This is a genomic window from Labilithrix luteola, assembly GCF_001263205.1.
GTDB classification, from domain to species: domain Bacteria; phylum Myxococcota_A; class Polyangia; order Polyangiales; family Polyangiaceae; genus Labilithrix; species Labilithrix luteola.
The window spans coordinates 7,272,429-7,294,886 of sequence record NZ_CP012333.1 but is presented as its reverse complement, the minus strand read 5'-3'; the positions used below and the strand labels follow the sequence as shown (position 1 = coordinate 7,294,886).

The 22,458-nt window shown below is 65.3% G+C and carries 23 protein-coding genes and 1 riboswitch; of the genes, 13 read left to right on the top strand and 10 right to left on the bottom strand.

What is annotated here, in order from left to right; genetic code table 11:
* Nucleotides 1–56 precede the first annotated feature (56 nt).
* Nucleotides 57–149, bottom strand: a riboswitch (TPP riboswitch).
* 128 nt (nt 150–277) lie between these two features.
* The 3 genes from AKJ09_RS31650 to AKJ09_RS31640 form a co-directional block, all read right to left on the bottom strand.
* Entirely contained in the window at nt 278–886 is a 609-nt protein-coding gene (locus AKJ09_RS31650) for a class I SAM-dependent methyltransferase (RefSeq protein WP_146651589.1), read from the bottom strand.
* A gap of 78 nt (nt 887–964) precedes the next feature.
* Nucleotides 965–1,993: an alcohol dehydrogenase AdhP gene (adhP, locus tag AKJ09_RS31645; RefSeq protein ID WP_205633859.1), complete on the bottom strand. Its 1,029-nt coding sequence runs from the start codon at nt 1,991–1,993 to the stop codon at nt 965–967.
* A gap of 203 nt (nt 1,994–2,196) precedes the next feature.
* A complete protein-coding gene (locus tag AKJ09_RS31640) occupies nt 2,197–2,415 on the bottom strand; it encodes a hypothetical protein (RefSeq protein WP_146651588.1) in 219 nt (72 codons plus the stop codon).
* Between the two features lie 351 nt (nt 2,416–2,766).
* Here AKJ09_RS31640 and AKJ09_RS31635 point away from each other — a divergent pair, with 351 nt between their 5' ends.
* The gene (locus AKJ09_RS31635) at nt 2,767–3,654 is read left to right on the top strand and encodes a hypothetical protein (RefSeq protein ID WP_146651587.1); all 888 of its coding nucleotides are present in this window, start codon (nt 2,767–2,769) and stop codon (nt 3,652–3,654) included.
* 8 nt (nt 3,655–3,662) lie between these two features.
* Here AKJ09_RS31635 and AKJ09_RS31630 read toward each other — a convergent pair whose 3' ends face one another.
* Entirely contained in the window at nt 3,663–4,691 is a 1,029-nt protein-coding gene (locus AKJ09_RS31630; RefSeq protein ID WP_146651586.1) for a YncE family protein, read from the bottom strand.
* Between the two features lie 20 nt (nt 4,692–4,711).
* The gene (locus AKJ09_RS31625) at nt 4,712–6,451 is read right to left on the bottom strand and encodes a hypothetical protein (protein ID WP_146651585.1); all 1,740 of its coding nucleotides are present in this window, start codon (nt 6,449–6,451) and stop codon (nt 4,712–4,714) included.
* 342 nt (nt 6,452–6,793) lie between these two features.
* Between AKJ09_RS31625 and AKJ09_RS31620 the strand changes: the two genes are divergently transcribed.
* The 3 genes from AKJ09_RS31620 to AKJ09_RS31610 all read left to right on the top strand — a co-directional run bounded on the left by AKJ09_RS31620 (nt 6,794) and on the right by AKJ09_RS31610 (nt 8,342).
* Complete coding sequence (locus tag AKJ09_RS31620) at nt 6,794–6,997, top strand: hypothetical protein (RefSeq protein WP_146651584.1); 204 nt, start codon at nt 6,794–6,796, stop codon at nt 6,995–6,997.
* Nucleotides 6,998–7,299: 302 nt separating this feature from the next.
* On the top strand, nt 7,300–7,506 hold the full coding sequence (locus AKJ09_RS31615) for a Rossmann-fold NAD(P)-binding domain-containing protein (protein ID WP_146651583.1): 207 nt from the start codon (nt 7,300–7,302) through the stop codon (nt 7,504–7,506).
* A gap of 170 nt (nt 7,507–7,676) precedes the next feature.
* Nucleotides 7,677–8,342: a class I SAM-dependent methyltransferase gene (locus AKJ09_RS31610; RefSeq protein WP_169928025.1), complete on the top strand. Its 666-nt coding sequence runs from the start codon at nt 7,677–7,679 to the stop codon at nt 8,340–8,342.
* Nucleotides 8,343–8,388: 46 nt separating this feature from the next.
* Here AKJ09_RS31610 and AKJ09_RS31605 read toward each other — a convergent pair whose 3' ends face one another.
* The 5 genes from AKJ09_RS31605 to AKJ09_RS31585 form a co-directional block, all read right to left on the bottom strand.
* Nucleotides 8,389–9,213 (bottom strand): helix-turn-helix transcriptional regulator, encoded by an 825-nt coding sequence (locus AKJ09_RS31605; protein WP_146651581.1) that lies wholly within the window; start codon nt 9,211–9,213, stop codon nt 8,389–8,391.
* 85 nt (nt 9,214–9,298) lie between these two features.
* Complete coding sequence (locus AKJ09_RS31600; protein WP_146651580.1) at nt 9,299–9,937, bottom strand: glutathione S-transferase family protein; 639 nt, start codon at nt 9,935–9,937, stop codon at nt 9,299–9,301.
* A 247-nt stretch (nt 9,938–10,184) separates the two neighbouring features.
* Nucleotides 10,185–10,952: a hypothetical protein gene (locus tag AKJ09_RS31595; RefSeq protein WP_146651579.1), complete on the bottom strand. Its 768-nt coding sequence runs from the start codon at nt 10,950–10,952 to the stop codon at nt 10,185–10,187.
* Nucleotides 10,953–11,036: 84 nt separating this feature from the next.
* Nucleotides 11,037–12,287, bottom strand: a complete 1,251-nt coding sequence (locus tag AKJ09_RS31590; RefSeq protein WP_146651578.1) for a hypothetical protein — start codon at nt 12,285–12,287, stop codon at nt 11,037–11,039.
* 138 nt (nt 12,288–12,425) lie between these two features.
* On the bottom strand, nt 12,426–13,754 hold the full coding sequence (locus AKJ09_RS31585) for a DUF2252 domain-containing protein (RefSeq protein WP_240488648.1): 1,329 nt from the start codon (nt 13,752–13,754) through the stop codon (nt 12,426–12,428).
* A gap of 268 nt (nt 13,755–14,022) precedes the next feature.
* Here AKJ09_RS31585 and AKJ09_RS31580 point away from each other — a divergent pair, with 268 nt between their 5' ends.
* The 9 genes from AKJ09_RS31580 (at nt 14,023) to AKJ09_RS31540 (ending at nt 22,455) form a co-directional block, all read left to right on the top strand.
* Nucleotides 14,023–14,670 (top strand): ArsR/SmtB family transcription factor, encoded by a 648-nt coding sequence (locus tag AKJ09_RS31580; RefSeq protein WP_146651576.1) that lies wholly within the window; start codon nt 14,023–14,025, stop codon nt 14,668–14,670.
* Nucleotides 14,670–15,710 (top strand): TQO small subunit DoxD, encoded by a 1,041-nt coding sequence (locus AKJ09_RS31575; protein WP_169928024.1) that lies wholly within the window; start codon nt 14,670–14,672, stop codon nt 15,708–15,710. Before AKJ09_RS31580 ends, AKJ09_RS31575 begins: the two co-directional genes overlap by 1 nt.
* 49 nt (nt 15,711–15,759) lie before the next feature.
* Entirely contained in the window at nt 15,760–16,215 is a 456-nt protein-coding gene (locus AKJ09_RS31570) for a DsrE family protein (protein ID WP_146651574.1), read from the top strand.
* A 169-nt stretch (nt 16,216–16,384) separates the two neighbouring features.
* Nucleotides 16,385–17,485 (top strand): hypothetical protein, encoded by a 1,101-nt coding sequence (locus AKJ09_RS31565; protein WP_146651573.1) that lies wholly within the window; start codon nt 16,385–16,387, stop codon nt 17,483–17,485.
* A 32-nt stretch (nt 17,486–17,517) separates the two neighbouring features.
* A complete protein-coding gene (locus AKJ09_RS31560; RefSeq protein WP_240488647.1) occupies nt 17,518–18,108 on the top strand; it encodes an RNA polymerase sigma factor in 591 nt (196 codons plus the stop codon).
* The gene (locus tag AKJ09_RS31555; RefSeq protein WP_146651572.1) at nt 18,105–18,842 is read left to right on the top strand and encodes a hypothetical protein; all 738 of its coding nucleotides are present in this window, start codon (nt 18,105–18,107) and stop codon (nt 18,840–18,842) included. Before AKJ09_RS31560 ends, AKJ09_RS31555 begins: the two co-directional genes overlap by 4 nt.
* Nucleotides 18,843–18,872: 30 nt before the next feature.
* Nucleotides 18,873–20,066: a hypothetical protein gene (locus AKJ09_RS31550; protein WP_146651571.1), complete on the top strand. Its 1,194-nt coding sequence runs from the start codon at nt 18,873–18,875 to the stop codon at nt 20,064–20,066.
* Nucleotides 20,063–21,232 carry a WD40/YVTN/BNR-like repeat-containing protein gene (locus AKJ09_RS31545; RefSeq protein ID WP_146651570.1) on the top strand — a complete coding sequence of 390 codons (1,170 nt, stop codon included), beginning with the start codon at nt 20,063–20,065 and terminating at the stop codon, nt 21,230–21,232. The genes AKJ09_RS31550 and AKJ09_RS31545 overlap by 4 nt, the downstream gene beginning before the upstream one ends.
* Nucleotides 21,229–22,455 (top strand): hypothetical protein, encoded by a 1,227-nt coding sequence (locus AKJ09_RS31540; RefSeq protein ID WP_146651569.1) that lies wholly within the window; start codon nt 21,229–21,231, stop codon nt 22,453–22,455. The genes AKJ09_RS31545 and AKJ09_RS31540 overlap by 4 nt, the downstream gene beginning before the upstream one ends.
* Nucleotides 22,456–22,458: the final 3 nt, after the last annotated feature.

The following is a 22,458-nucleotide window of genomic DNA, read 5'->3' as shown; positions in this document are numbered from 1 at the left end:
GCGGTGGAGAGACGCGATCCGACAGGCAATCCGAGACCAGGCGTTTTTCGAAGTGCGTGTCGATCATGCGCCGTCCCTCCGCTGGCATTACCCAGTTCAGGTCGATGGGTATCATCTCAGCCGCGTGGGCGGCACCCCATGGCAACGGCGGGAACCCTAGCCTCAACCGGGCAGCACGACAAGTGCGCTCGCCTCCCGAAAGCGGCGAACGAACGACCGAGCTCAGCGGCAAAGTCGCACTCGCTCGTCCTGCTGCTTGGCGGCGCACTCCCAGCGGTCAGATCGTCCTTCGGAACGCAACGATGTTGTCGGCGACGAGAGCAATCTCGCCGTTCGGTCCCTTCGCCTCTCGCTCGCGCCGACCTAGGAACACGGTGCACCACTCCGCGGGCTCGACGCCGATCTCCACGGCGAGCTCCTCGGCCGGCGGAAACACGACGTCGTGTTCGGGCTTGTGGCCCCACGGCCGGTGCGAGGCATGCTCGACCACGAGCAGGAGGCCGCCGCGGGCGACCGCACGCGCGGCACGCTGGAGGACGCGTGCACGCGGGAACGCGACCGGTGACTGGAGATACTGGGCCGAGACGAGATCGAACTCGCCTTCGGGAAAGCTCTCTCCGAGATCGTGCTGCTGGTAGTCGATCGCCAGCCCCTCGGATCTGGCGCGTGCCGCCACGAGCGCGCTCGTCGCGATGTCGACGGCGGTGACCCTCCAGCCACGCGTCGCAAGCCAGATCGCATCGTCGCCTCGCGCACAGCCGAGATCGAGCGCGCGGCCCGCCTCGAGCTCCGCAACGAAACTCACCATCACCGGGCTTGGCCGCAGCGCACGCGGCGGAGCCATCTCACGCCAGCGTCGCTCCCAGAAGTCCTCCGCTTCGCTCATCCGTCGATGGATAGGACCCGCACGACACGGCCAAAAGGGCGCGTCTTTCGGACCGATCGGCGGATCTTTCGAGGCAGCTCACGCGAGGTCGACCACGATGCGCCCATCGACTTTGCCGGCTTCGAGACTGGCGAAGACGTCGTTGATGTCTTCGAGCCGTGCGTGATGGATGTGCGGTGCGACCTTGCCTTCGGACGCGAACGCGATCGACTCCGCCATATCTTTGCGCGTTCCGACGATCGATCCTCGCACGGTAATTCGCTTGAGAACGACATCGAAGATCGGCATCGCGAAGTCCCCCGGCGGCAGTCCGACGAGGCTGACCGTCCCTTTGCGTCGAGCGAGCTCGAGCGCCTGCGCGAACGCGGGCGCCGAGACTGCCGTGACCAGCACGCCGTGAGCGCCGCCGCCCGTAAACTTCGCGACTTCGGTCGTGGCATCGGCACGTCGTGCGTCGACGGCGATCTGCGCACCGAGCTTTCGCGCGAGCGCGAGCTTCTCTTCGGAGACGTCGAGCGCGGCGACGTGGAGGCCCATGGCGCGAGCGTATTGCACCGCGACGTGCCCGAGGCCTCCGATACCCGAAACCGCCAGCCATTCACCGGGCCGAGCTTCGGTTTCCTTGATGCCCTTGTACGTGGTGACCCCCGCACAAAGGATCGGCGCCATCTTCGCGAAATCGACGTTGCGCGGAAAACGAGCCACGTACGCGGCGGAGCCGATCGCGTATTCGGCAAACGTGCCGTTGACACCATAGCCACTGTTGCGCTGCTTCTCGCAAAGCGTCTCCCAGCCCGTGATGCAGTACTCGCACTTGCCACACGCATCGTGGAGCCATGCGATCCCGACCGGATCACCTACCTTCAAATCCGTCACGCCGGGTCCAATGGCAGCGACCACGCCGGCACCTTCATGCCCCGGCACGAGCGGGGGCGTTGGTTTGATCGGCCAATCGCCCTGCGCGGCGTGCAGATCGGTGTGGCAGACGCCCGTGGCCACGATCTTCACGAGCACCTCGCCGTAGCCGGGGGTCGGAATGGGAATCTGCTCGATCGTCAGCGGCTTGCCGAGCTCGCGCACGACGGCGGCTTTCATCGTCTTTGCCACGCTCCACCTCCCGGTCGCGTCGCGCGAAGCGATCCCGTCGCACGACGACGACGAGCGCGTCGCAACCCGCGTGCCCGCGGGCGTTCGGTCACCTCGAGCGGTCGACGTTCGCCTCGGAACGCTCGGCCTCGCCGGCACCATCGAAATGCCCAGGTCGAGTCGACCTCACCTCAGGCCCAACCGTGCTCGTCCGCCTTCCGTGACTACCGGTACTTGAAGCCGAGTTCGGTCGCCTTCGCTGGAGCGCGAAAGTCTTCCGTCGGCCGAAACAGGCGGGCCTCGGAGTTCTCGGTCCACTCCAGCTTGGCGAAGATGATGTCGTCCGCATCAAAGCTGTCAACATTCTCAATCAGATGACGAATCGTTGGCATTTCGCACTCCAGGCCCCACGTGTGCTGCGTCCGCGTCACGAGTCGCGTCATGCCGGCTTCGTCGGCGTGATGCCAGGGCCTGAACCGGTGTTAGGAAGGGACGGTCCTGGCCCGGTAGGCCCATAGGCGTCACTCGCGGCGACCTCTTCGACCGCGGTTGGGCCTTATCGGTCATCGTTGCTCATCTTGATCTTCACGCCGCGAGAGAAGCGTTGTTCTGAGCGGCGCGGAGGCAGGGTGAAGCGTTCGGCCTCGAGAGCGATGAAACGGCAACTGCACCGCGCGGTATTGCGAATGCATCTATTATAAACCGAGTCCATCAATTGACTTGCGAATGCAGATCCTGTGATTAGGTTTCCAGATCTCGAGCTCGCAGGGGTGGGGCCGACCAGGGAGGGGCGTATGAGCGGAAGGGGTCGGGCCGTGGGCGAGCAGCTCTCTGGGCAGGCGTGGCAGGCGTGGCGTTCGACCGTGGGCGAGTGGCTGTACGAGAAGGTTCGCACTGGAGGAGAGCGGGCGAGAGGCGAGCTTGCGGACGCGGCGCCGAGACTTCTCGCGGAGCTGTCGAATGAAGAGATTCTCGTCGATCTGAAATCGTTCGTCGGCGCGGAGAGGCGCTCGCTCGCGAGGGTGATCGTGTATCTCGTCGAGATCGAAGAGCGTCGAGTGCATCTCGAGCTCGGATGTTCATCGATGTTCGACTTTTGCACATGCAGGCTCGGCTTCAGCGAGGGAGAAGCGTTTCGAAGGCTCACGGCGGCGCGTCTCGTTCGGCGTTTGCCGGTGCTGCTGGATGCCCTTGCCTCGGGACGAATCCATCTCTCGAATCTCCTGCTTCTGCGTGACCTTCTCACGGAGGCGAATGTCGATGAGCTCATCGCCGCCGCAAGCGGCAAGACGAAGCGCGAAGTCGAGGAGCTCGTGGCGCGCATGGCGCCGAAGCCCGACTTCTCCCAACACAAGTGCGAAGGCACGAGAGCGTCCAGCTCTACGTCGTCGCCTTCCGCCATCGGTGAGACGAGCCACGTCGCGTCCGAGCATTTGCAAGCCGACGACGTGCGCGCCGCACTGCTCGCGCTGGGATTCCGTGGCCCCGAAGCCGACCGCGCCCTCGTTGTGATCGACCGAACCGAGTGCGACGAGCTTCCCTCGCACGGCGTCTACTGGACCTCAGGACGCATCTTCTTCCCGCTCGACTCGGACGACCTCGAGCAACCAGCGAACAAGCCTGGCCTGCTGCATGGTGCGATGAAGAAGCTCGCGACGTTCCTCAAGGGTGGGCGGCGCTGACGCGGGCGTCAAGGGGTCAAGCGAACCACCTGGATGGACTCGCCGATGCTGACGACCGCGGTCTTTCCGTCCGGCGAGATCTCGACCGCGTAGGGATTGGGCAGGCTCGTGACGCTCGGATCCGTGACTTCCTGGGCGGCGCCCGTCTTGGTGTCGAACTCGATGAGAGTTGCGCCAGCCGCGATCAACACGCGGCGATTGTCGGGATACCAGGCGAAGGGGCCCACTCCGACGCATTCAGCATTTGCAATCGGCGGCGAGAACGATACCGCGGTGTATTGCTTGCTGGCGACGTCGTAGATGGTGACGTCGTTCTCCTTCAGATCGAGGCTGCAACTGCCCGAGGGATAGCTGGCCATCATGACCTTGGTGCCGTCGGGACTCAGCCTGGCGTGCCTGTCGTCCACCCTCCACATGACCGTCACATCGGCCGGCTCGGGCGGTACGAGCTCGATTTGATTGCACGCTGGAACGTCGTGGGAAAAGAGATAGTGGTTGTGGTCGGTATTCAGGAGGACGGTGGAACCGACGACGTCGACGAATTGGGTGGCGTCACCCGCTCCGCAGTCGGAGGCGGCGGGTGTGAACGTGGCTCCGTCCCAGATTCCCCAGCGACGGGCCTGGTAAGTCGAGGTGAAGATCTTGCCCTTGTCGATGGCGTCGAACGTCCACGCGCCGTCAGGCAGGCGGCCCAGCGGGCTTCTCGTGCCCGGTGCGCAGAGGTCCACTTCGTAGATGTCTCGCATGCCCAAGACGAGCTTCGTCGGCGAGATGAAGCGAAGGTCGACGCCGTCAACAGCCGTCATCACTCGAAGGTTCGTGACAAGTTTGCAGCTCGATGACGACGAATCTCCGGCGTCGCCGCCGTCGCTCTTTCTCGGCGCGCTTCCGTCGATGGCTGTCGTCTCACCGCCGCCTTGCGCGGAGCCACCGGAATCCGTCGCGGGGATCGTTGCTCCAGTGGAGCTCTCGCTGCTGCACCCCACCAGGACTCCGAGAACGAGCGTGGACAACCAAGAGTGAAGATGTCGTTTCATGAGTTTCCTCTCGTGTGGATTCAATTCCACGCCGGGACGAACAACGTGGAGCCCTGGGCCGATTGGACGAAGACGCCATCGGGCTGCGGATAGAGGCCGTAGACCTCCTGCAGCGGTAGGATGACTCGACTGGCGGTGCCGTCATGCAGGCGGTAGAGGCGCGTGCCCGAAACCGGATCGTCGAAGGTGACGGGGACGTAGTAGATGTCTTCGCCGCTGGCCGCGAGGAGCGTCTTGCCCTGGCCCGCGACGCCTGAGTTCGGAGCCGGAAGGGACAAGTCATCGGAGGTGCCGCCGCGCCTTTGGACGATACTCCCCTGCTGCTGGTTGAACGTCGCGAGAATGACGGTTCCCGACGTCGTGACCGTCGCGGTCGCCAACGCGCCCGACAAGAGCGCGTCGTCCACGACGGCGCCCTTTGGGTCACGAACGAGGAGATGCCAGTGTCCCTGGGGGTCGGTGTATTGGTTCGTGACCCATACGGTATTGCCGTCGGGGCGGTGGACGGTGCCGGAGTCCAGTGATGGCCCCGCCGCGACGGTGGACGGCCAGGGAGCCACGTCTGCGAACATGGCGGCCCCGGGAGCGGCGCGCCGAATCGTGCCCTTTCCGTCGATGGCTAGCATCGAGCCGTCATCGAGCAGCTGGAGGTCGTCGAGCTTGGCGGTGGCCACGGCCAGGTTGCGCTCAGCGCCGTCGCGCGCTCGTAGTGTCACCCAAGAAGCCGAGACGTGGGCGATGTCTCCGTGCGCATTGACTCGGACGTAGTCGCCATAACCGGGGTCGTCGTTCGAGAGGAGAGAGACTTCGCTGGATGCCCCCGGCACTCGGCGATAGCTCCTCACTTTGTCTCCTACGCAAGCAAGCGTGTCGCCGCGGGCGTTGCAGCGCGTGGGGAGCTTGAACTCGTCAGGCGTATCGGGGATGGGAGGCGTGACGTTCTTGACGGGATCCGAGAGATCCTGCGTCGAATGGATCCATCCCCCGTCACCGAAGGCCCACACGCTGCCGTTGGGCCCCAGACTGAGGCGCTTGGAAGGGCTGGCCATCTCCCCGCTGCTGATTTGGACGGCCCAGCCGTAATCGACGTACCACGCGTCGTCTTTGCCGACGACGACGAGGTCGCGGACGGCGTCGTGCGGAACGGAGAGCTGGCTTCGGAAGTTTCCGTTCGCATCACCGCGGTAGACTGCGCCGGTCGACGCGATCCATGGCTGCCCGCGGACGGCCGCGGAGACGGCGACAAAGTCATGGGGATCGGCCTCGATGTCCCCCTTCATGGGGCGTGCCGTCCAGGCCGACCCATCGAAGTGCAGGAGACGCGGCGGCGTGCTCGAGCTGTTGACGGCCTTCGACAACGTGTAGATGTCGTCCGACGAGGTCGCCCAAAAGCTCACGATCTCTCGGTCGCCCGCGAAGCTCTCCGACCACGTGCTGCCGTCGAAGTGGAAGACCGAGCCTTGCTTGGCGACGAGCCAGACGTCGTCTTTCGCGGCGCCCCAAAGTCCGATGAAATCGAAGCGGCCGTCGAGCTCCAACGAGGTGACGGTCTTTCCGTCGAAGTGGAAGAGCGCTCCGTAGTCGCCAGCCATCCAAACATCGTCGTCGGCAATGGCGGCGACGGCGCGAAGCTGCGGATAGCCGAGCTCCTTCGGCTGGCCCATCGGCTTGCTGACGACAGCGGCCTTCCACTGCGTTCCGTCGAATCGCATGAACGCGCCTTGAGCGCCGACAGCGAACGTCGTCCCCGTAGGCGTCATCGAAGATCTCGACAGAGGATTCCCCTGAGGCGCCGGAGCGACCCAGCACATGGCCCCGGCACACGCGGCTGGCGCGAAAGACAAAACGTTCGGATCGCCCGCCGCGTCTCCACCGCCATCACTCGCATCGCCGCGGCCCGATCCCGACGCTGCGGAGTTCGACGAGGACGAGCCGCACGCGGCCAGGACCACCAGACAAGGCGCCAACGCGCATCGGACGAGGGCTTGGAGACAACGACTTCTCATGTGTCGTTTCGACGGAGCCCGGCCCCGCGCTGTTCAACACGAGGGGCACGACGTCGACACATCGGCGCCATCGCATAATTCGACGAACGGGGCGGCATGAATTCTGTCGCCACACGGAAACTGAGGGCGCTTGGGCGCACGGTCAGCGCCCTGACCGGCAGCGGCAAGACGGGCCTCCTCATGGTGACTGTCGAGGAGGCGCCGAGGTGCGTCGTGCCTGTGCTCGACGTCGGCCTGCCTGGTCCAGTCGGCGAGGTGATCCTCGCCCGGTTGCCAGTGCTCACGCTGCCGTTAGTCTAATTCAATGATGCCCGGTGCCATTAGGGCGACGCTGACGATGGGATTGCCGTGTAGGTCACCTTCGACAGTCCCATATCCACGTCGACCTCGTGGCGATCTCGCTCGTGGAGGGGACTTTTCGGACTTCGCGAAGATCAACCAGATCGATCGCGACGCCATCCGCACCATGCTCGATGCGATGGAAGGCACGAACAAGGCGTTCGTCGGCACGAGCGGAACGTTGGTGGTCGCACACCCCGGCAAGCTCGCGCTCGAGTCGGACGCCTCGCCCGCCGAAACGCCGATTGCGATCCGGCTTCGCCATGCGCGCAATCGCGGAGACCATTGGCCAAGGCATCGGCGTGCCGGCAAAGAGCGTACCGGCCGCCGAGGCCGCCGCTCACTTCGGATGGATGTCGATGGTCGTGGGGGTCGACAACCGCGCCTCGAGCAAAGCAACGCGAGAGCTCCTTGGCTGGAAGCCGGAGCAACCGGGATTGCTCGACGACATGCGCGCTCACTACTTCTGATCGACCGCGCTGCCCCAAGCTGAAGCGTCACGGCGGCGAGCTCGCCGATCATCGAAAGGCTCGCCGATCGGACCGAAAACGCCTCACTAGGTTCGCGGCGTCGGCGGCGCTACGACAGCATGCGCGAAATGCAATCAACGACACGCAACCTGGGAGCGAGGATGCATCGCATGCTGACGGCGTTGTTCGCGGTGACGGTCGGTAGTGCCTGCGGTTCGGGATCGACGCACGGCGCCGAGGCCCCCGCTCACGAGCATGGTCATCACGGATTCACGGACGCGGCGGCATGGTCGAAGGTCTTCGACGATCCGGCACGCGACGCGTGGCAACGCCCCGACGACGTGCTCCGCGCGCTCGAACTGTCGCCGGCCATGAGCGTTGCGGACGTCGGAGCAGGCACGGGCTACTTTTCCGTGCGGCTCGCGCGTGCCCTGCCCTCCGGCAAGGTCATCGCCACGGACATCGAGCCGGACATGGTGCGCTACCTGAACGAGCGCGCGGCCCGCGAGCAACTCCCCAACCTGCACGCCGTTCCCGCCACCCAGGCCGACTCGGGGCTGACTCCGGAGAGCGTCGACCGCGTCCTCATCGTGCACGTCTGGCATCATCTCGCCGATCGCGTTGCCTACGCGCGCGACCTCGCCGCCGCGCTCCGGCCCGGCGGCAGGGTCCTCGTCGTGGACTTCAGCCTCACCGCGAGCCACGGCCCGCCGCCGAACATGCGCCTCGCTCCGGAGGCCATCGTCGCCGATCTGACGGCGGCCGGCTTGATGGCGCGCCTCTCGCCGGTGGCGCTTCCCGATCAGTACATCGTCGAGGCACGGCGCGCGCCCTGATACGAGCGTAAGGCAACGCTCGCGGATTCGCGGATTCGAAATCGCGTCAGCGAGCGCGCGGGACGGTGAGCAGAATCCCGCCTCCACGAACGGAGAGCGATTCTGCACGAAGCTTCCGCGCCAGTTCGACCGCTCCAATCGTCGCGGCCACGCGGTGCTCGACACCCATCTTTTCGTAGATTGTGTGGAGGTGCCGGCTGACCGAGTCCGCGCGCATCCGGAGGATCTTGGCGATCTCGTCGTTCGACTTGCCGCGAGTGAGCCAATAGAGCACGTCGCTCTCGCGGGGCGTGAATCCCACCGCGGCGAACAGCTCCGGAGCGAGCGGCGCGTTCTCGGCGGCCGTCACCGCCAAGGCCAGCTTCCGCCCATTCGACAGATGCGGTTGGATGAGGCCGAGGAGCTCTTTTTCGGCGCGATCGAAGGGCCGGCCGTCGCGCAGGAGTCCCAAGAAGACGACCGTGTCGGGTGCCGTCGGCACGTGGACGAAGCAATGATCGGCCAGCCCCAGCGGTCGATAGACCTCCTGGTAGATGTCGAGATCATCGAAGGCCGAGCGGCTGAAGAAGTCGCGCGCACTGAAGGGCTTGCCGTCGTTGACCGTGGGGTCGAAGCGAAACGGCGTGTACTTGCCCATGTGCACGCCGAACGCCGTGAACGCGTCCTCGAGGCCCGGCGGCGTGTGGTCGAAGTTGGCGCTCAGCGCCCCTTTGTCCCGGCCGAGGACGCCCACCGTGTTGAGCGACGAGGAGACGAGGCGAGAAGCGAGCGCGAATGCGCGATCGACGAAGGTGTCCGCCGCGAGACCCGGCGAATAGAACTCTGCCAGCGCAGCGTTGAGCTTATGCGTGGCACGCGCCTCCCGATCCACACGCCGAAATTACCATGGCCGTCCTCCCCCTCTCGGAGAAGTTTGTCCGGCCCTTCGAACCTAAACGCGTCTCCGAAGCGCGTGCTCAGTCTGCCTTGGCGAAGTGGGCCATCTGATCGGCAAGTGCCTTCACGAAGGCCGGGCGAGCCGTTGCGCGCGCGACATAGGCACGGCACGCGGGATAGTTCGCAAGCCCCTCGAACCGATCGACGAGGCGCAACACGTCGGCCATGAGGATGTCGGCCACGGAGAAGGACCGCGCCAACCACTCGCGGCCCGCAAGCACCTGCTCCGTACGTTTGAGCCGAAGATCGAGGACATCGCTGAAGCGCGTCCATGCCGAGGTATCACGGGGTTCCCCGGAGAACACCAAGAGGGCCCAAGGCATGACCGCCATCTCGACGGAATTGAGCGCTGCGAACACCCATTCCATCACCTCGGTGCGCCCGCGCGGTTCGGTCGGCATCAGCACGCTACTGCGCTCGCCGAGATGCATGAGAATTGCGCCGCTCTCGAAGATCGAGATGTCTCCGTCGGTCAACCACGGCACCTGGCCGAACGGCTGATGCGCGAAATGGTCGGCGTTCCGATCGCGAAACGGCACGCTCGCCACGCGATAAGGCAACCCAGCCTCCTCCAGCGCCCAACGCACGCGGAGGTCGCGCACGAAACCACGCGGCAGCATCGGAACCCAGTCGAAGGTGGTGAGAATCAGCTCGCCCATTTCGCGAATCGTCCTAGCACAGAAACGACGTGGAGAGTCCGCACGGTCGGCTGGCGCACCCTCGGCTCGAAAAGTCTTCCGTGAGTGATCGCGGAGCGGGGTCTGTGGCGATGCCTATGCGCGATATCGCCAGCTCAGGGTTCTCACTCGAGCCCATCCTTGCGAAAGGTCCCCATGAAATCGCTCGTTCCGATGACCGCACTGGCAATCGGCTTCATGGCCTGCGGCGGGACCCCCGAAGGCCGTCTCACTCGAGAACGTACACGATGAGACGAAGCACGGCGGCGGCGATCGCGAGCGGGGCGGCGATGCGGATGATCCGCGCGGATCGCGCCGCGGCCTGTGCAGGACCGTTACGCGCGACGTAGAACATCGAGGCGATGATGACGCCGACGGCAAACACCGTCCCGAGCAAGACCGGCCAGGCGGATTGGCCCTTCTGGCGCGCGTCGGCGAAGTGGAAGCCGAAGATCAGAACGATGAACGGCGAAAGTGCTGCGAGCGACTGCGCGATTCGCCGTTTGTAGAGGTCGGGGTCGTCGAGTCCCGCCGCGCCGCGCTCACGAAGCTCGCGGATGCGCAGCTCGCCGAGCGCGAAGAACATGGCAAAGAAGGCGAAGAAGCCGGCCTCCAGTTTCCACGTGAAGCCGCGGTTCGAGGCGGCCTCGACGGCACCGCGCGACCGATCGCTGCCGGGACGGCTCAGCGCCGGATCGTCGGGGACGTACACGATTGGAAAGCGCGTGCCGACGGCATATGGCGCGTCGTTTCGCGCGACGCTCCAGTCGTAATGGACGCCGTTGACATCGTACTCGTAGAACGCAGTCGAGTCGGTCGCGCGTACGAGCACGGCCTCGCCGACCACGCCGTGATCGCCGAGGGCGTCGAGTCTCCGTGCCTGCCGCGCGAAGAGAAGGTGGAGCGCGGTGGGCAGCAGGAGCGCGAGCGCGAGCAAGATCCAGCGCGCTTTCAGGTTGGCCCGGAGGAGCCGTTCGACGCGGGGGTCATCGGTCATTGGCCTATCAACGAGCCTACGAGACGGACGACGTCGCACGAATTTTCGCCGCGGTCTGCCCGCTGCGGTCCCTCCGCTTGTTCGTCACCGGCGGATCCGCCAGAGCTTTCCGCCGGTCGCCGTCGTCGGATAGTCCCCGCCGAGCACGTAGACGAAGTCGGCGTCGGCCGCGACCCCCTGGACAAAGGGCAGTGTCGCGATGGGCGTGACGGTGGCGGGCTGGTTTTGCGGCGCGACGATCTTCGCGACGGTTCCATCCTTGAATTGCGACGGGAACAGTCCCTGAAATCCGACGTAGACGTCGTTGTCTGCGATGGCCATCGACGATCCTGCGGAGGATCCGGTGTGAATCTTCTCGGGATTGTCACCGTCGAGTGTCGAGCGCCACACCTCTCGCTTCGAGTACGTGACCCACCAAAAATGGGTTCCGGTGAAGCCCACTCCGCTCACGCTGTCGTTGCCGAGGGGGTAGAGCGTCTTCGGCGTTGCACCGGCGTTCGCGTTCGCGACCTGGAGCACGTTGTTGTTCGCGACCGCGAGGTCCCAGTAAACCTTGTTGACACCAACCGCGAGATGGCGCGGCGAGGTCTGGTTCGTCACGACGTCTTCGGTGACGCCGCCTACGATCGTCCGGCGCTTCAGATACCCCTGCGCCTGAACACTGTTGTTTCCCTGTGTCCAGTACACGTAAGTTGAATTCGCAATCACCTGCTCCGGGTCGTGGATGGCCGAGACCAGCGTCTTTGCGCTGTCCGTCGCACCGTCGCGATCCATGTAGTAGATGGCGCCCGAGCTGGCGGCGATGCCGGGGTCGCTCCACCACAGGGTCGTGGTGTAGAGCGTGAGGTAGCGCGGCGTCTTCGTTCCCGCGTTGAACATGATGGTGGCCGCGGTCGTCGGATCGGCGGCAAGCGTGCGCGCAACCTTGTACACGCGCGACGGCGAGCTGGTGACGAAGTACAGATTCTTGTCATCGGCCACGAGCCCGTTGCCGATGTTTGCCGATACTGGCAGGGGGAAGTTCGAGGCCATCAGCTGCGGCTCACACTGGCCCGCGAAACAGGTGCTGCCCATGCACGAGTGCCCGCACGCGCCGCAGTTCTCCGCGTCCTCGTTGACGTTCGCCGCGCAGGCTGCGTCCGCGGACGAGTCCGCGCTACCGCTGTCATCCTTGCCAGGATCCGTCGTCGACGGCGGGTCTCCGCCGCCGTTGTCGTTCCCGCCTCCGTCGGGTCCAACCTGGAGGTTCGTGACATTCGACGCTTCGTCACCAACGCAATGAAGCGTCGAGATCGCAACCCCGAGAGTGACCACACCAAGGACCGACTTGCGCATCGAGCAACATCCTAGCGGGCAAAGCTCGACCGTGTCTGTCCCCCAAACTCGGGACTCCTACGTGCGCCCCCGTACCGCCGGGACAGTTCCTGGTGAAACGACTGATGAAAACTCGCGCAGCAACGGTCGCCCGTGGGCTCAGTGGAGCTGCGCCGCCATCGGCATGAGACCGCCGCGGGCCGCCTTCAACATCGCTTCATGATCTCGCTCGACCTGCTCGGTGTACGAGAGCGCGAACTCGAGGATGGCGTTGTCGAACTGATCGCTCTCGCCTAGGTACCCCGCGATCTGACAGAAGTCGCCGCTGCGTGCATGGGCCTGGGCGAGTGTGCGACCGCACAGAGCGGCGAAGCCAGCGAGCACCGCCGGTGTCAGCCTCTCGAAGTCGATGGTCCCCTTCATGTCCTTCAACTGGCGCACGTAGTAGTCGTGGCGACCGGAGCGCTTCCAGCCGAGAAAGAGATCGCTCGCCGCTTGGATGATGCGCTGGCCCTGCACAACGCGCTCGCCCTGGTTCGAATACACGCAATGGTGTGCGAACGGCTCGAGCACCGAGCGGTTCGCCTCCTTCATTTGCAGAAAGAGCGGGTCGTCGTCGTTGTCGCCGGTGAAGAGGGCGATCATGCAGCGCGTGCCGACGCTACCCACGCCGACGACGCGGTAGGCGAGATCGACGAGTCGATAGCGATCGAACAGAACTCGCCGATCGCGTGACAGAGTGGCTGCGTATTTGACGAGGATTCCGGCGATGACATCGTGCATGTGGCCGTGCTCGATCGGGAAGATGACCGGATGGTCTTCCTTGATGTGTCGATGGCCGTCGACGATCTGGGTCAGCTTCTCCATCTCGCGCAGCGACGTGCGCTTGCGCGCTTTCTTCACCCAGCGTTTGCCGAAGCGGCGCGACGACTTCGACTTTCCAGTCTTCAACTCCTCAGCGTCGACACGGCGGTACCAGATCTCCTGGTAAGACAGCTCGACCGACTCCTGCATCGTCTCGCGATACTGACGCATGCACGCGAGGACCGCGTCGCTGGCACGCGAATCCGAAATTCCCTGATCGCGCGCCGACACGATGATGCTCGCCGCCAAACGCTTCACGTCCCACTCCCACGGCGCCGGCAGCGTCTCGTCGAAGTCGCGGAGGTCGAAGATGAGCCTCCGCTCCGGCGTCGCAAACGTGCCGAAATTGCCAAGGTGGGCGTCGCCGCACGCCTGCACGTAGACGTCGCCGTGCGGTAGATGCGCCACATCCCACGCCATCACCATTGCCGAGCCGCGCAGAAACGTGAATGGCGATAGCCCCATCCGTCCCCAGCGCAGCGCCTCGAGCTCGTCCAGTCGCGTCTCGTGCGACTGCTCGAGGAGATCGAGCGGATTGGGGCGGTTCGAGGGGGTCCGCCAAACCGCATGGCTCGAGAGCGGAAAGCGCTCGCGTAGCGCCCGCCCCTTGGCGTGTCGGGCCAATCGTGTCAGTCGTGACGTAATCGACCCGTGCTCCTCCTTAGGATTGGGCCGAGAACCACGATGTTCAGGCATCGTCACAGGGGACCGACCTTCCGCATGCAGGCTCGCGCTCATCACGTCCGTGCTGCGATCATCGTGCCAGCGTGCGAGAGCAACGGGACCGGAGCCATGGAAGCCCGACGGCTCGAGGCCGCGCTCGGGGTAGCCCACACGCTCGGGCGCGAATCGCAATGGACAAACGATCAAATATCTGTTTGATCGTTTGTCCATGAACGACGCGCTCTACACGGAGCTCGCGCGCGTGGCGGCGAGCCTCTCCAGCCCGACGCGCCTCCGAGCCTTGAACCTCCTCTTTCAGGGAGAAAAGTCGATCGATCAGCTTGCCGAGCTGCTCGGGGAGAGCGAAGCCAACACGGCCGCGCACATGAAGGCGCTGCGCGCAGCGGGTCTCGTCACGGCGCGCAAGCAGGGCAAGCACGTCTTTCAGGAAGCCAATCGCGAAAGCGGGCTGCGCCTGTTCGTGGCGCTTCGCGAAGCCGGTGAGGCGCTCCTGCCGGCCGTGCGCTTGCTCGAGCAGGAGAACGACGACGAGTGCTCGTCCGACGTCACGATGGCGAAGCTCGACACGACCATCGGTCCTCGTCGTGCAGCGCTCGTCGATCTACGCCCAGCGGAAGAGTACGAGGTCGGTCATCTTCCCGGGGCTACCTCGGTTCCGTTCGCGCAGCTCGAGCAACGTCTCTCGGAGCTTCAGCGGAAACGTCGCCTTCTCGTTTACTGCCGCGGCAAGTACTGCCCCAACGCTCGGCGCGGAACGCTCGTGCTGCGCAAGGCGGGACTTCAGGCCGAACGCCTTCCGTTCGGTGTTCCCGAATGGTTGGCGAGCGGACGCGCGCTCGGCATGGGGGCAACCTGATGGCGTCCCGCACCTCGGACTCGAAGTCCATCCATCCGTCGCTCGCGCTCCTTCCGATCCGGCTCGTGACCGGCTGGATGTTCTTCTCCGCGTTTCACCGTCGGGTCGTGCTCGATGCCGCCAAACTCGTGCCGGGCGCCCCTGGGTACGTGGGTGAGAAGTTCAATCAGTTCATGCCGGGCTCGATCTTCGGCGTGGGCGATCTCATCGCGACGCTCCTCGATCGGCCTGCTGCGCTCCACGCCTTCCTCTGGACCTTCACGATCATCGAAGCGCTCGTGGGGCTCGCGCTCATCGTCGGACTCGGGACCCGTCTTGCCGCGTTCGGTACCTTGATGCTCTCCGTCGGGATCCTGTTCGGCTCCGGATGGCTAGGGCCAACGTGCCTCGACGAGTGGCAGATCGGGGCGCTCGGCATCGCCGGCGGCGCGACGGTCATGCTGGGCGGCGCCGGTCCCTTCTCTCTCGACGCGTGGCTCGCGCGCGTTCGCCCGAGCCTGTTCGGTCGCCGGTGGATGCGCTTGTTCGCCGACGCGTCTCCCAAGCTGTCGCTCGTCGCCGCGAGTGTGCTCACGGTCTTCAGCGTGGTGGTGACGCTCGTCACGAATCAGGTCTTCTACGGCGGCATCTGGGGCACGCTCCACAACGACTCCGTTCGCCCGCGCGTCGATGTGCTCGATGCGCGCACGAGCGCCGGAGGTGAGCTCGCGATCACGCTCGAGCGACCCGCCGGGCCAGAGACGTACGGCGCCTTCGTCGTCGACCTCCGTGTCTTCGATGAACGTGGAGAGCTCGTCCGCCACTACGATGCCGCGGCGCTCTCCGCGCTAGGTACGACGCGCATCGACAACCGATGGCTCCTGCAGGTTCGCTCGGGACCGCACGGGCTCGTCGTCCCGCTCGGCGCTCGGGCCACCGTCACCCTCCCCACCGGCGAAGGCACGCCCGCACTACCGCCCGGGGAGTATCGCATCGAGCTCGAAGACGTGAGCGGCATCCGATGGGCCCACGTCGTCGACCTTCATCGTCTCGAAAGCTGATGGAGCATCGAATGTCCTCGTCAACCTTCTATCGCGGAGCGCACCGATCATGACGAAGCGAGCAATGGTTCTAGTGTGTTCGGGATTCGTTCTGCTGATGGCCAACGGCGGATGCGCTTCGACGCCGCCTTCGCCTGCTGCGGATTCGTCCGCGACCGTCGCGCGCCCCTCGACGAAGGCGGTGATGCTCGTCCAGAAGGAACAGCAGCTTCGCATTGCGCTCGGGACCGCGAAAGAGATGCTGCGCGGAACGCACCTCGCCGCGCAGGCTGTCGAGGTCGTGGTCTGCGGCGAGGCGTCTTCGTCCTTGCTCGAGCGAGGACCGCTCGATACGGAGCTTCGAGCCGCGCACGATGCGGGCGTTCGCATCGTGGCCTGCGGGATCTCCCTCGAGCGCGGCGGGATCGATCGCGCGACGCTCTCTCGGGCCGTCGAGGTCGTCGACAACGGCCTTATCGAGGTCTTCCAGCGGCAGTCCGAGGGCTACTTGTCTATCGAGCTCTGATTCGGCTTCCCGTCGGCAAGCGCCAGCCCCGCCCACGTGGGAATTCGATGCCCGGTTTCGGGGCGCGCGGTACAATCGCTGTGCCGTTGCGCTCCGTCCGGGTCGTTGCATTTCTCACTCCTCCCCAAGCGGCGCCGTTTGTGTTCGATTGGAAGCAAGCTTTCGCTCGATGAGGCGCCGGAGGGGGACACAAGCGAGCGTGCTGTTGCTTGGGCTCACAGGGGCGCTCACCGTCGGGAAGACGGCGCTGGCCGCGTCACGGTTCGAGCTCACGTGGAACGCAGCGGGGGTCGAGCGCGGCGAGCGCGGCGAGCGCGGATGCATCGCGGAGGAAGAGCTGAAGCGTGCCATGTCCACCAGGCTCGGTCGCGACCCCTTCGTGCCGCCGGGACAGGGCGAAATCGTGGTCGACGGTCGAGAGCTTCCGGGCGTCCCTGGCCACCTGCGCGCGCGTATCACCCAGCGTGATCCCGAAGGGCGCGTCCTGGGAACTCGCGACCTCGAAGCGAAGAACTGCGAGGAGCTCCGTCGATCCGTCACGTTCGTCGTCTTCCTCATCGTCGATCCCGAGGCAGCGCTTGGCGGATCGACGCGCTCAGCGGGGCCTCCCGACGCGAAGAGCGACGAACCCGCGCCACCTTCGACAGAAGAAACGCCGTTGCAGGCGAGGAAAGAACGGCCGGCCGCCGACAAACACGACCAGCGTCCTCCAGCGACGGTCGTGCGCCGAAGACGTCCGGAGCTCGCGGCGGTTCCTCCCCCCCTCGAAGTCGACCTCGGCCTGGCGCTGGTCGCTTCGAATGGCCTGCTCCCCAAGTCCGACCTTGGCCCCGCTCTGGTGCTCGGCGTCATGCCGAGCACGCTGCCGCTCCGCTTCGAATGGCGAGGGGTGTACCGGATCCCCGTCGGTCGCGTCGCGGGCTACGATTTCCGTGCCGTCGAGCAACAGTGGCGCGGGTGCTACGTTCGACGGGCGTTCGGCTCCATCTTCGGCACGGCGTGTGCCGGCGCCACGTGGATGGCGATTTTACCGGACGCTCGCGGGCTCGCGAAGGGCGATCAGGCGCCGAAGGTCATCTTCTCTCCCATCCTCGCACTCGGGCCGTCGCTCGAAATCGGCGAGACACGCCTGTTTGCCGACCTCTCCTTGGCCCTTCCTCGGCAACGTTACGCGTTCTCGTACCGGGACGACGGCCGGACGACGCCCCTCCACGAGGTCAGCCGTATCGTATGGTCACTCGGAATTGGTGCGACGAGGTCATTTCGTTAGAAAAAAGAAACGGCCGGGCACCATAAGTTCGCGTGACCCCCACGTCGCGCATCAAAGTGGCCGTCTGCCGCTCGGAGTCGGCATCGGCGTCGGCGCCGGCTTCGCATACGGGCTTGGCGACGGACATGTTCCGCGAGCACGGACGTTACGCGTTTCGTCTCTTGCGGCGTTTGGGGGTCGAGGAAGCCGACGTCGACGACGTTTTGCAAGAGGTGTTCGTCGTCGTCCATCGCAAGCTTCCTGACTTCGACCCGCGCGGCTCGCGCCGAGCCTGGCTCTACGGGATCTGCATTCGTTTGGCCGCGGACTACCGCCGTCGCCAACGAAAGCGACGAGAGCTACGCGTGGACCAAGTGGACGAGCCGATCGATCCCAGCGCGGCGACGCCACTCGAGCTCCTCGAGGCGAGAAAGACATGCGCCGTCCTCGACGGCATGCTCTCCGAACTCCCTGATCAGAAGCGTGAAGTCTTCGTCCTCCACGTCATCGAGGACCTTCCGATGGCCGAGGTCGCCGAAGTTCTCGGCTGTCCTCTCCACACCGCATACACGCGCTACTACGCCGCGCGAAAGCTGTTCGAAGCCGCGGCTCGACGAGCACGCGCGCAAATGAGTTTGCCATGAAGGATCGCCGATGGGAATCGCTCGACCCGGCCGACGAGGACTTCGTCGATCGCGCCCTTCGAGCCGGTCGTGACGAACTACCCGACGACGTGCGGATGCGCGTCATCGAACGTCGGCTCGGGGGCGCTCTCGAGCGAGAGGTGGCTCCGTCCACGTGGTGGAGCCGATCATCCCGCTACGCTGTTGTCGGGCTCGCGATCGTCGCTTTGGGAGTTCGCGCGGCAGGCCCGTCGCGGTCTCCGTCCACGAACTCCGTCGCGCCGGCTGCGCCGCCAGCGCCGGTGAGGGTGGAGTCCACGCCCTCGCCCACGCCAGTGACGTCCGCGATGTTGGGCGTCTCGGTACCTGTCGAAGCGCTGCCCGCCGTGGAGCTCCCCGCACCCAAGGCCGCGAATCTGCCGAACACCCGTGAAGCGAAGGCCCGTGCGCATTCTGCGCCGGCTGCGTCGCCGGCCGCTCCGGAAGCGGATAGCACGCCGAGTGACGAGCTCGCGCTGCTCGAGGAGGCGAGTCGCGCACTCGACGCGACCCCGCAGAAGACCCTCGCGCTCACGGAGGTGCACATGAAGCACTTTCAAGCGCCGAAGTTCGCGCAGGAACGTGAGCGCCTCGCCGTGGTCGCGTTGGTTCGTCTCGGCCGCCTCGACGACGCGCGACGCAGAGCCAACGCGTTCGAGGCGACCTATCCCGAATCCGCGCATTTGACGCGCGTTCGTGAGCTCGTTCAACCGTAGTTCTCGAAGAGATCCTCTCGGAGTTTGGCCATGACGTGGAAAACGATAGGGGTGGTGTGCGCGCTGACCGCGACGGCGCTCGCGTCGGCGTGCTCGGCGGAGACGCGTGCGGTCGATCTCGGTGAGCGAGGAGGCTCGTCAGGGGGCTTCATCGCCGCGGATGGAGGCACCGATGGGAGTGCCACGGCGGACGCTTCGACGTCGCTACGTCTCTGCGCGACCTCCGAGTGCCCGGCCGGGACGACGACCTGCGAAACCTCGCATGCGCGCTGTGACATCGATCTCCAGAACGATCGAAACAACTGTGGAGCGTGCGGGGCTGCGTGCCCGCGCGACAGCCATTGGGACCTCTTCAGCGATCCGGCGGATGCGCCATTTCTCGAAGTGGCGTTCTTCTGTTCGAGCGGCAAATGCCAAATGGTTTGCCAGAGCGAATTCGGCGATTGCGACGGGATACCCGACAATGGATGCGAGACCTCGCTCCGGTGGAAAGACAACTGCGGCGCGTGCGGAGTGAAATGCCCGGGCAACGAGCCGTGCACCGACGGCGTTTGTGGATGTCCGTCGCCGAAGGTCAACTGCGACGGCTATTGCACGAACGTGACGACCGATATGCAAAGTTGCGGGGCATGCGGCAACGTTTGCTCGGACCCATCCCCTCCGCCGGATTCATTTCACTATTGGATGCAGTGCACCAATAGCGAGTGCAAGCGCCAGTGTGAGACGAATTATGCCGACTGCGACCATGACGTGACGACGAACGGCTGCGAACAGAAGCTCGACGACAACAACAATTGCGGAGCGTGCGGCAACGTTTGTCCGAGCGGAACGCAATGCGAGCAGGTCGACGATGCTTGGCAATGTGGTTGTCCCGCCGGCCTTCGGAAGTGCACGGGGAGCAGCGGCAAATCGCGATGCCGCGATATCCTGACCGATCCGAATCACTGCGGAGGATGCGACGTGCTCTGCCAATCGGGTGAAATGGGCGGCCTCGCGCTCTCGACGAACACCGCGATTTGCCGTGGTGGCGTGTGCGGTTTGATCTGCAAGAACGGCCTCGCCGACTGCAACGGCTTCACCGGTGATGGTTGCGAGATCGACCTGCAGACCGATCCTCGTCATTGTGGCGCTTGCGGTCACGAATGTGATCTCGGGCTCGGACAACCTTGCGTCAAGGGCGAGTGCGTGGTCTCGGCTTGTGGCGGCGGCGAGGGCGTCCAATGAGAACGATCCCCATCCTCGGCGCGAGCTCTCTCCTCGCGGCTTTGGCCCTGGCCTGCTCCGAAGGCGGCAGCACATCCGAGACGACCGATGAGCGGCAAGTCGTCGAGGCAGGAGTCGACGCCGACGGCATCGCAGACGGGGGCACCGCGGAAGACGCCGACGCCTGTGCATCGTGCGAGTGGTTCCCGCCTGCTTGCTCGCGTGGTGCGCTCTGCACGGTGAACGTCGATGCGCTCGATCCGAGGACTGTGCTCTTCGCTCTCGGCGTCCATGACGGGAACCTCACCGCGGTCGGGACATACGGCTCCATCATCGACAATATTTCCGGCTCGTGGCGTCGCAGTGGCGTCGGCGAGGTCGACGCACTTCGAGGGATTGCGACGGTGGGCGGCGATCTCTGGGTGGCGGGCTCCGTCGAGGCCATGTTCATCCGCGAGACGAGCGCTGGCAAGACCGCCTGGACCGAGCATCGGCCCGGCGGCCCGGATTACTACTCGACCTGGAACTGGGCTGTGAACGGTCTCTTCAGCGAACCCGCGGGTACATGGGTATGGGCGGCGACCGCGACCACGTGCTCGCCGAGCACCGCGAGCGACGGGGTTGGGCTCGTGCGGTTGCGCCGGCAGCCTGAATGGCTCGAGCTCGAAAAGATTATCCAACAGGGCGGGCTCATGTCGCCTTGCATCACGATGAACGCGCTCGATGGCGCAGGCGGCACGCTCTGGGTCGCAGGCGATCGAGGTGTGGTCCACAAGGTGACCGATCTCGAAGCGACGTCGCCGGTCGTCACGCCGGAGAACAGCGGGACGATGCGCACGCTCCTCGGTGTCTGGGCTGAAGCGACGGGCCATGTCTTCGCGGTCGGCAAGGAAGGCACCGTCCTTCATCGCGCTCCGGGCGGCTCGTTCGTTTCGATTGGGGAAGGCGTGCCGCCGGTCGCCTATCACGCAGTGCGCGGGACATCGCCGTCGGACGTCTGGATCGCCGGCGATGAGGGCACCGTGATGCACTTCGACGGACAACACTGGTCGCGCGTGCCGATTGCCGGTGTTGGCAATTCACGACCTACACTACGAGCCATCGCGGCCATCGCCCCCGATCGCGTGTGGGTCGCAGGTGACAACGTTCTCCTCGGACTCGCGAGGGAAGACGGGAGGGCTCCGTGAGCTCACTTCATCGTGCCAGCGCGATCGTCGCAAGCTTGATGGCTGTCTCGTCGGCCGCGGCGGCGTGTGCCGGATCCGAGGACGAGCCGCTGTCGTCCTATTCCGATGACGCTGGTGGCGCCGATCAGCGTGCGCCCGAGATCTCGGATTCCGGCAGTGACACCGAAGGCGGCGGAAACGATGCGGACGCTCTCATCGCGGACGCATGCACGTCCGCAGGATGGTGCTCGATCGAGGTGGACTCGCGATTGTCGTTCGACGACTTGTGGCCGCTCGAGGACGCTGCGGTGGCCGTCGCGTCGCGCAATGGCCGATCCTCCGTCGTCATCTACGAACAGGGCGCGTGGAAGGTGATCCACGAGGTTCCCTTCATCCTCACGTCCGTGTGGGCCTCCAAAACGGACGTATGGGTCTCGGGCGGCGAGGCCGGGTATGTCGCGCACGGTCGTCGCGAGGGGACCGATTGGAAATGGACCGTCCGCCCGATTGCGGTGACCACGCCGGTAAGCGTCGTTCGCGGCATCGGGGAGCACGAGATCTACGCGCTCGCGGATGCACGCGTCTGGCACCTTGAAGGCGCCGGCGACGATTGGACGATCGATTTCGGCGGCGACGTCCCGGCGGACGAGGCGAAGTTCGTCTCACTGGTCGGAACGAGCCCTGACGACATCTGGGTGACGGGCGTGCGCGGGTCGTATCCGCCGTGCGGAGTCGTCGCGCACAAGAGCGCCGGCGTCTGGCAAACGGTCATCGAAGGCACACCGGACGAGCCGTCGGACTTCGGGCTTCCTTCCTGCGTTGCGGTCGGCAGCGCCGTTCCGATGACGGCGACGGTCGGTGTCGCCACCGCGACGGCGCCTCGTGAGCTCGTCGCCATCACGGAAGGCTTTTTCGCGAACTCGGTCGCGAGGATTCGCCTTCAGGCGGACGGCGGCGTCGACATCGCCTCCTCCCCGTTCTCCTACGCAATGTGGGTCGATAAGGAGCGACGATCGATCTGGGGAACGTCCTCCGACGACTTGTACTTGGCGGGCTTCAGCAAGGTGAATCGCGGTCATGACATCTTCGCGGACACCTCCGGGGACGCCGGCGTATGGCAAATATCGACGGTCGCGTTCACGGGCATCGCGCTGATGAAACCGTTTCACGTCGTTCGCGGCACGCGGAGCGACAACGTTTGGCTAGCGGGAGAGTCGTATGTTTTTCACAAGACGACCAACTGAGCA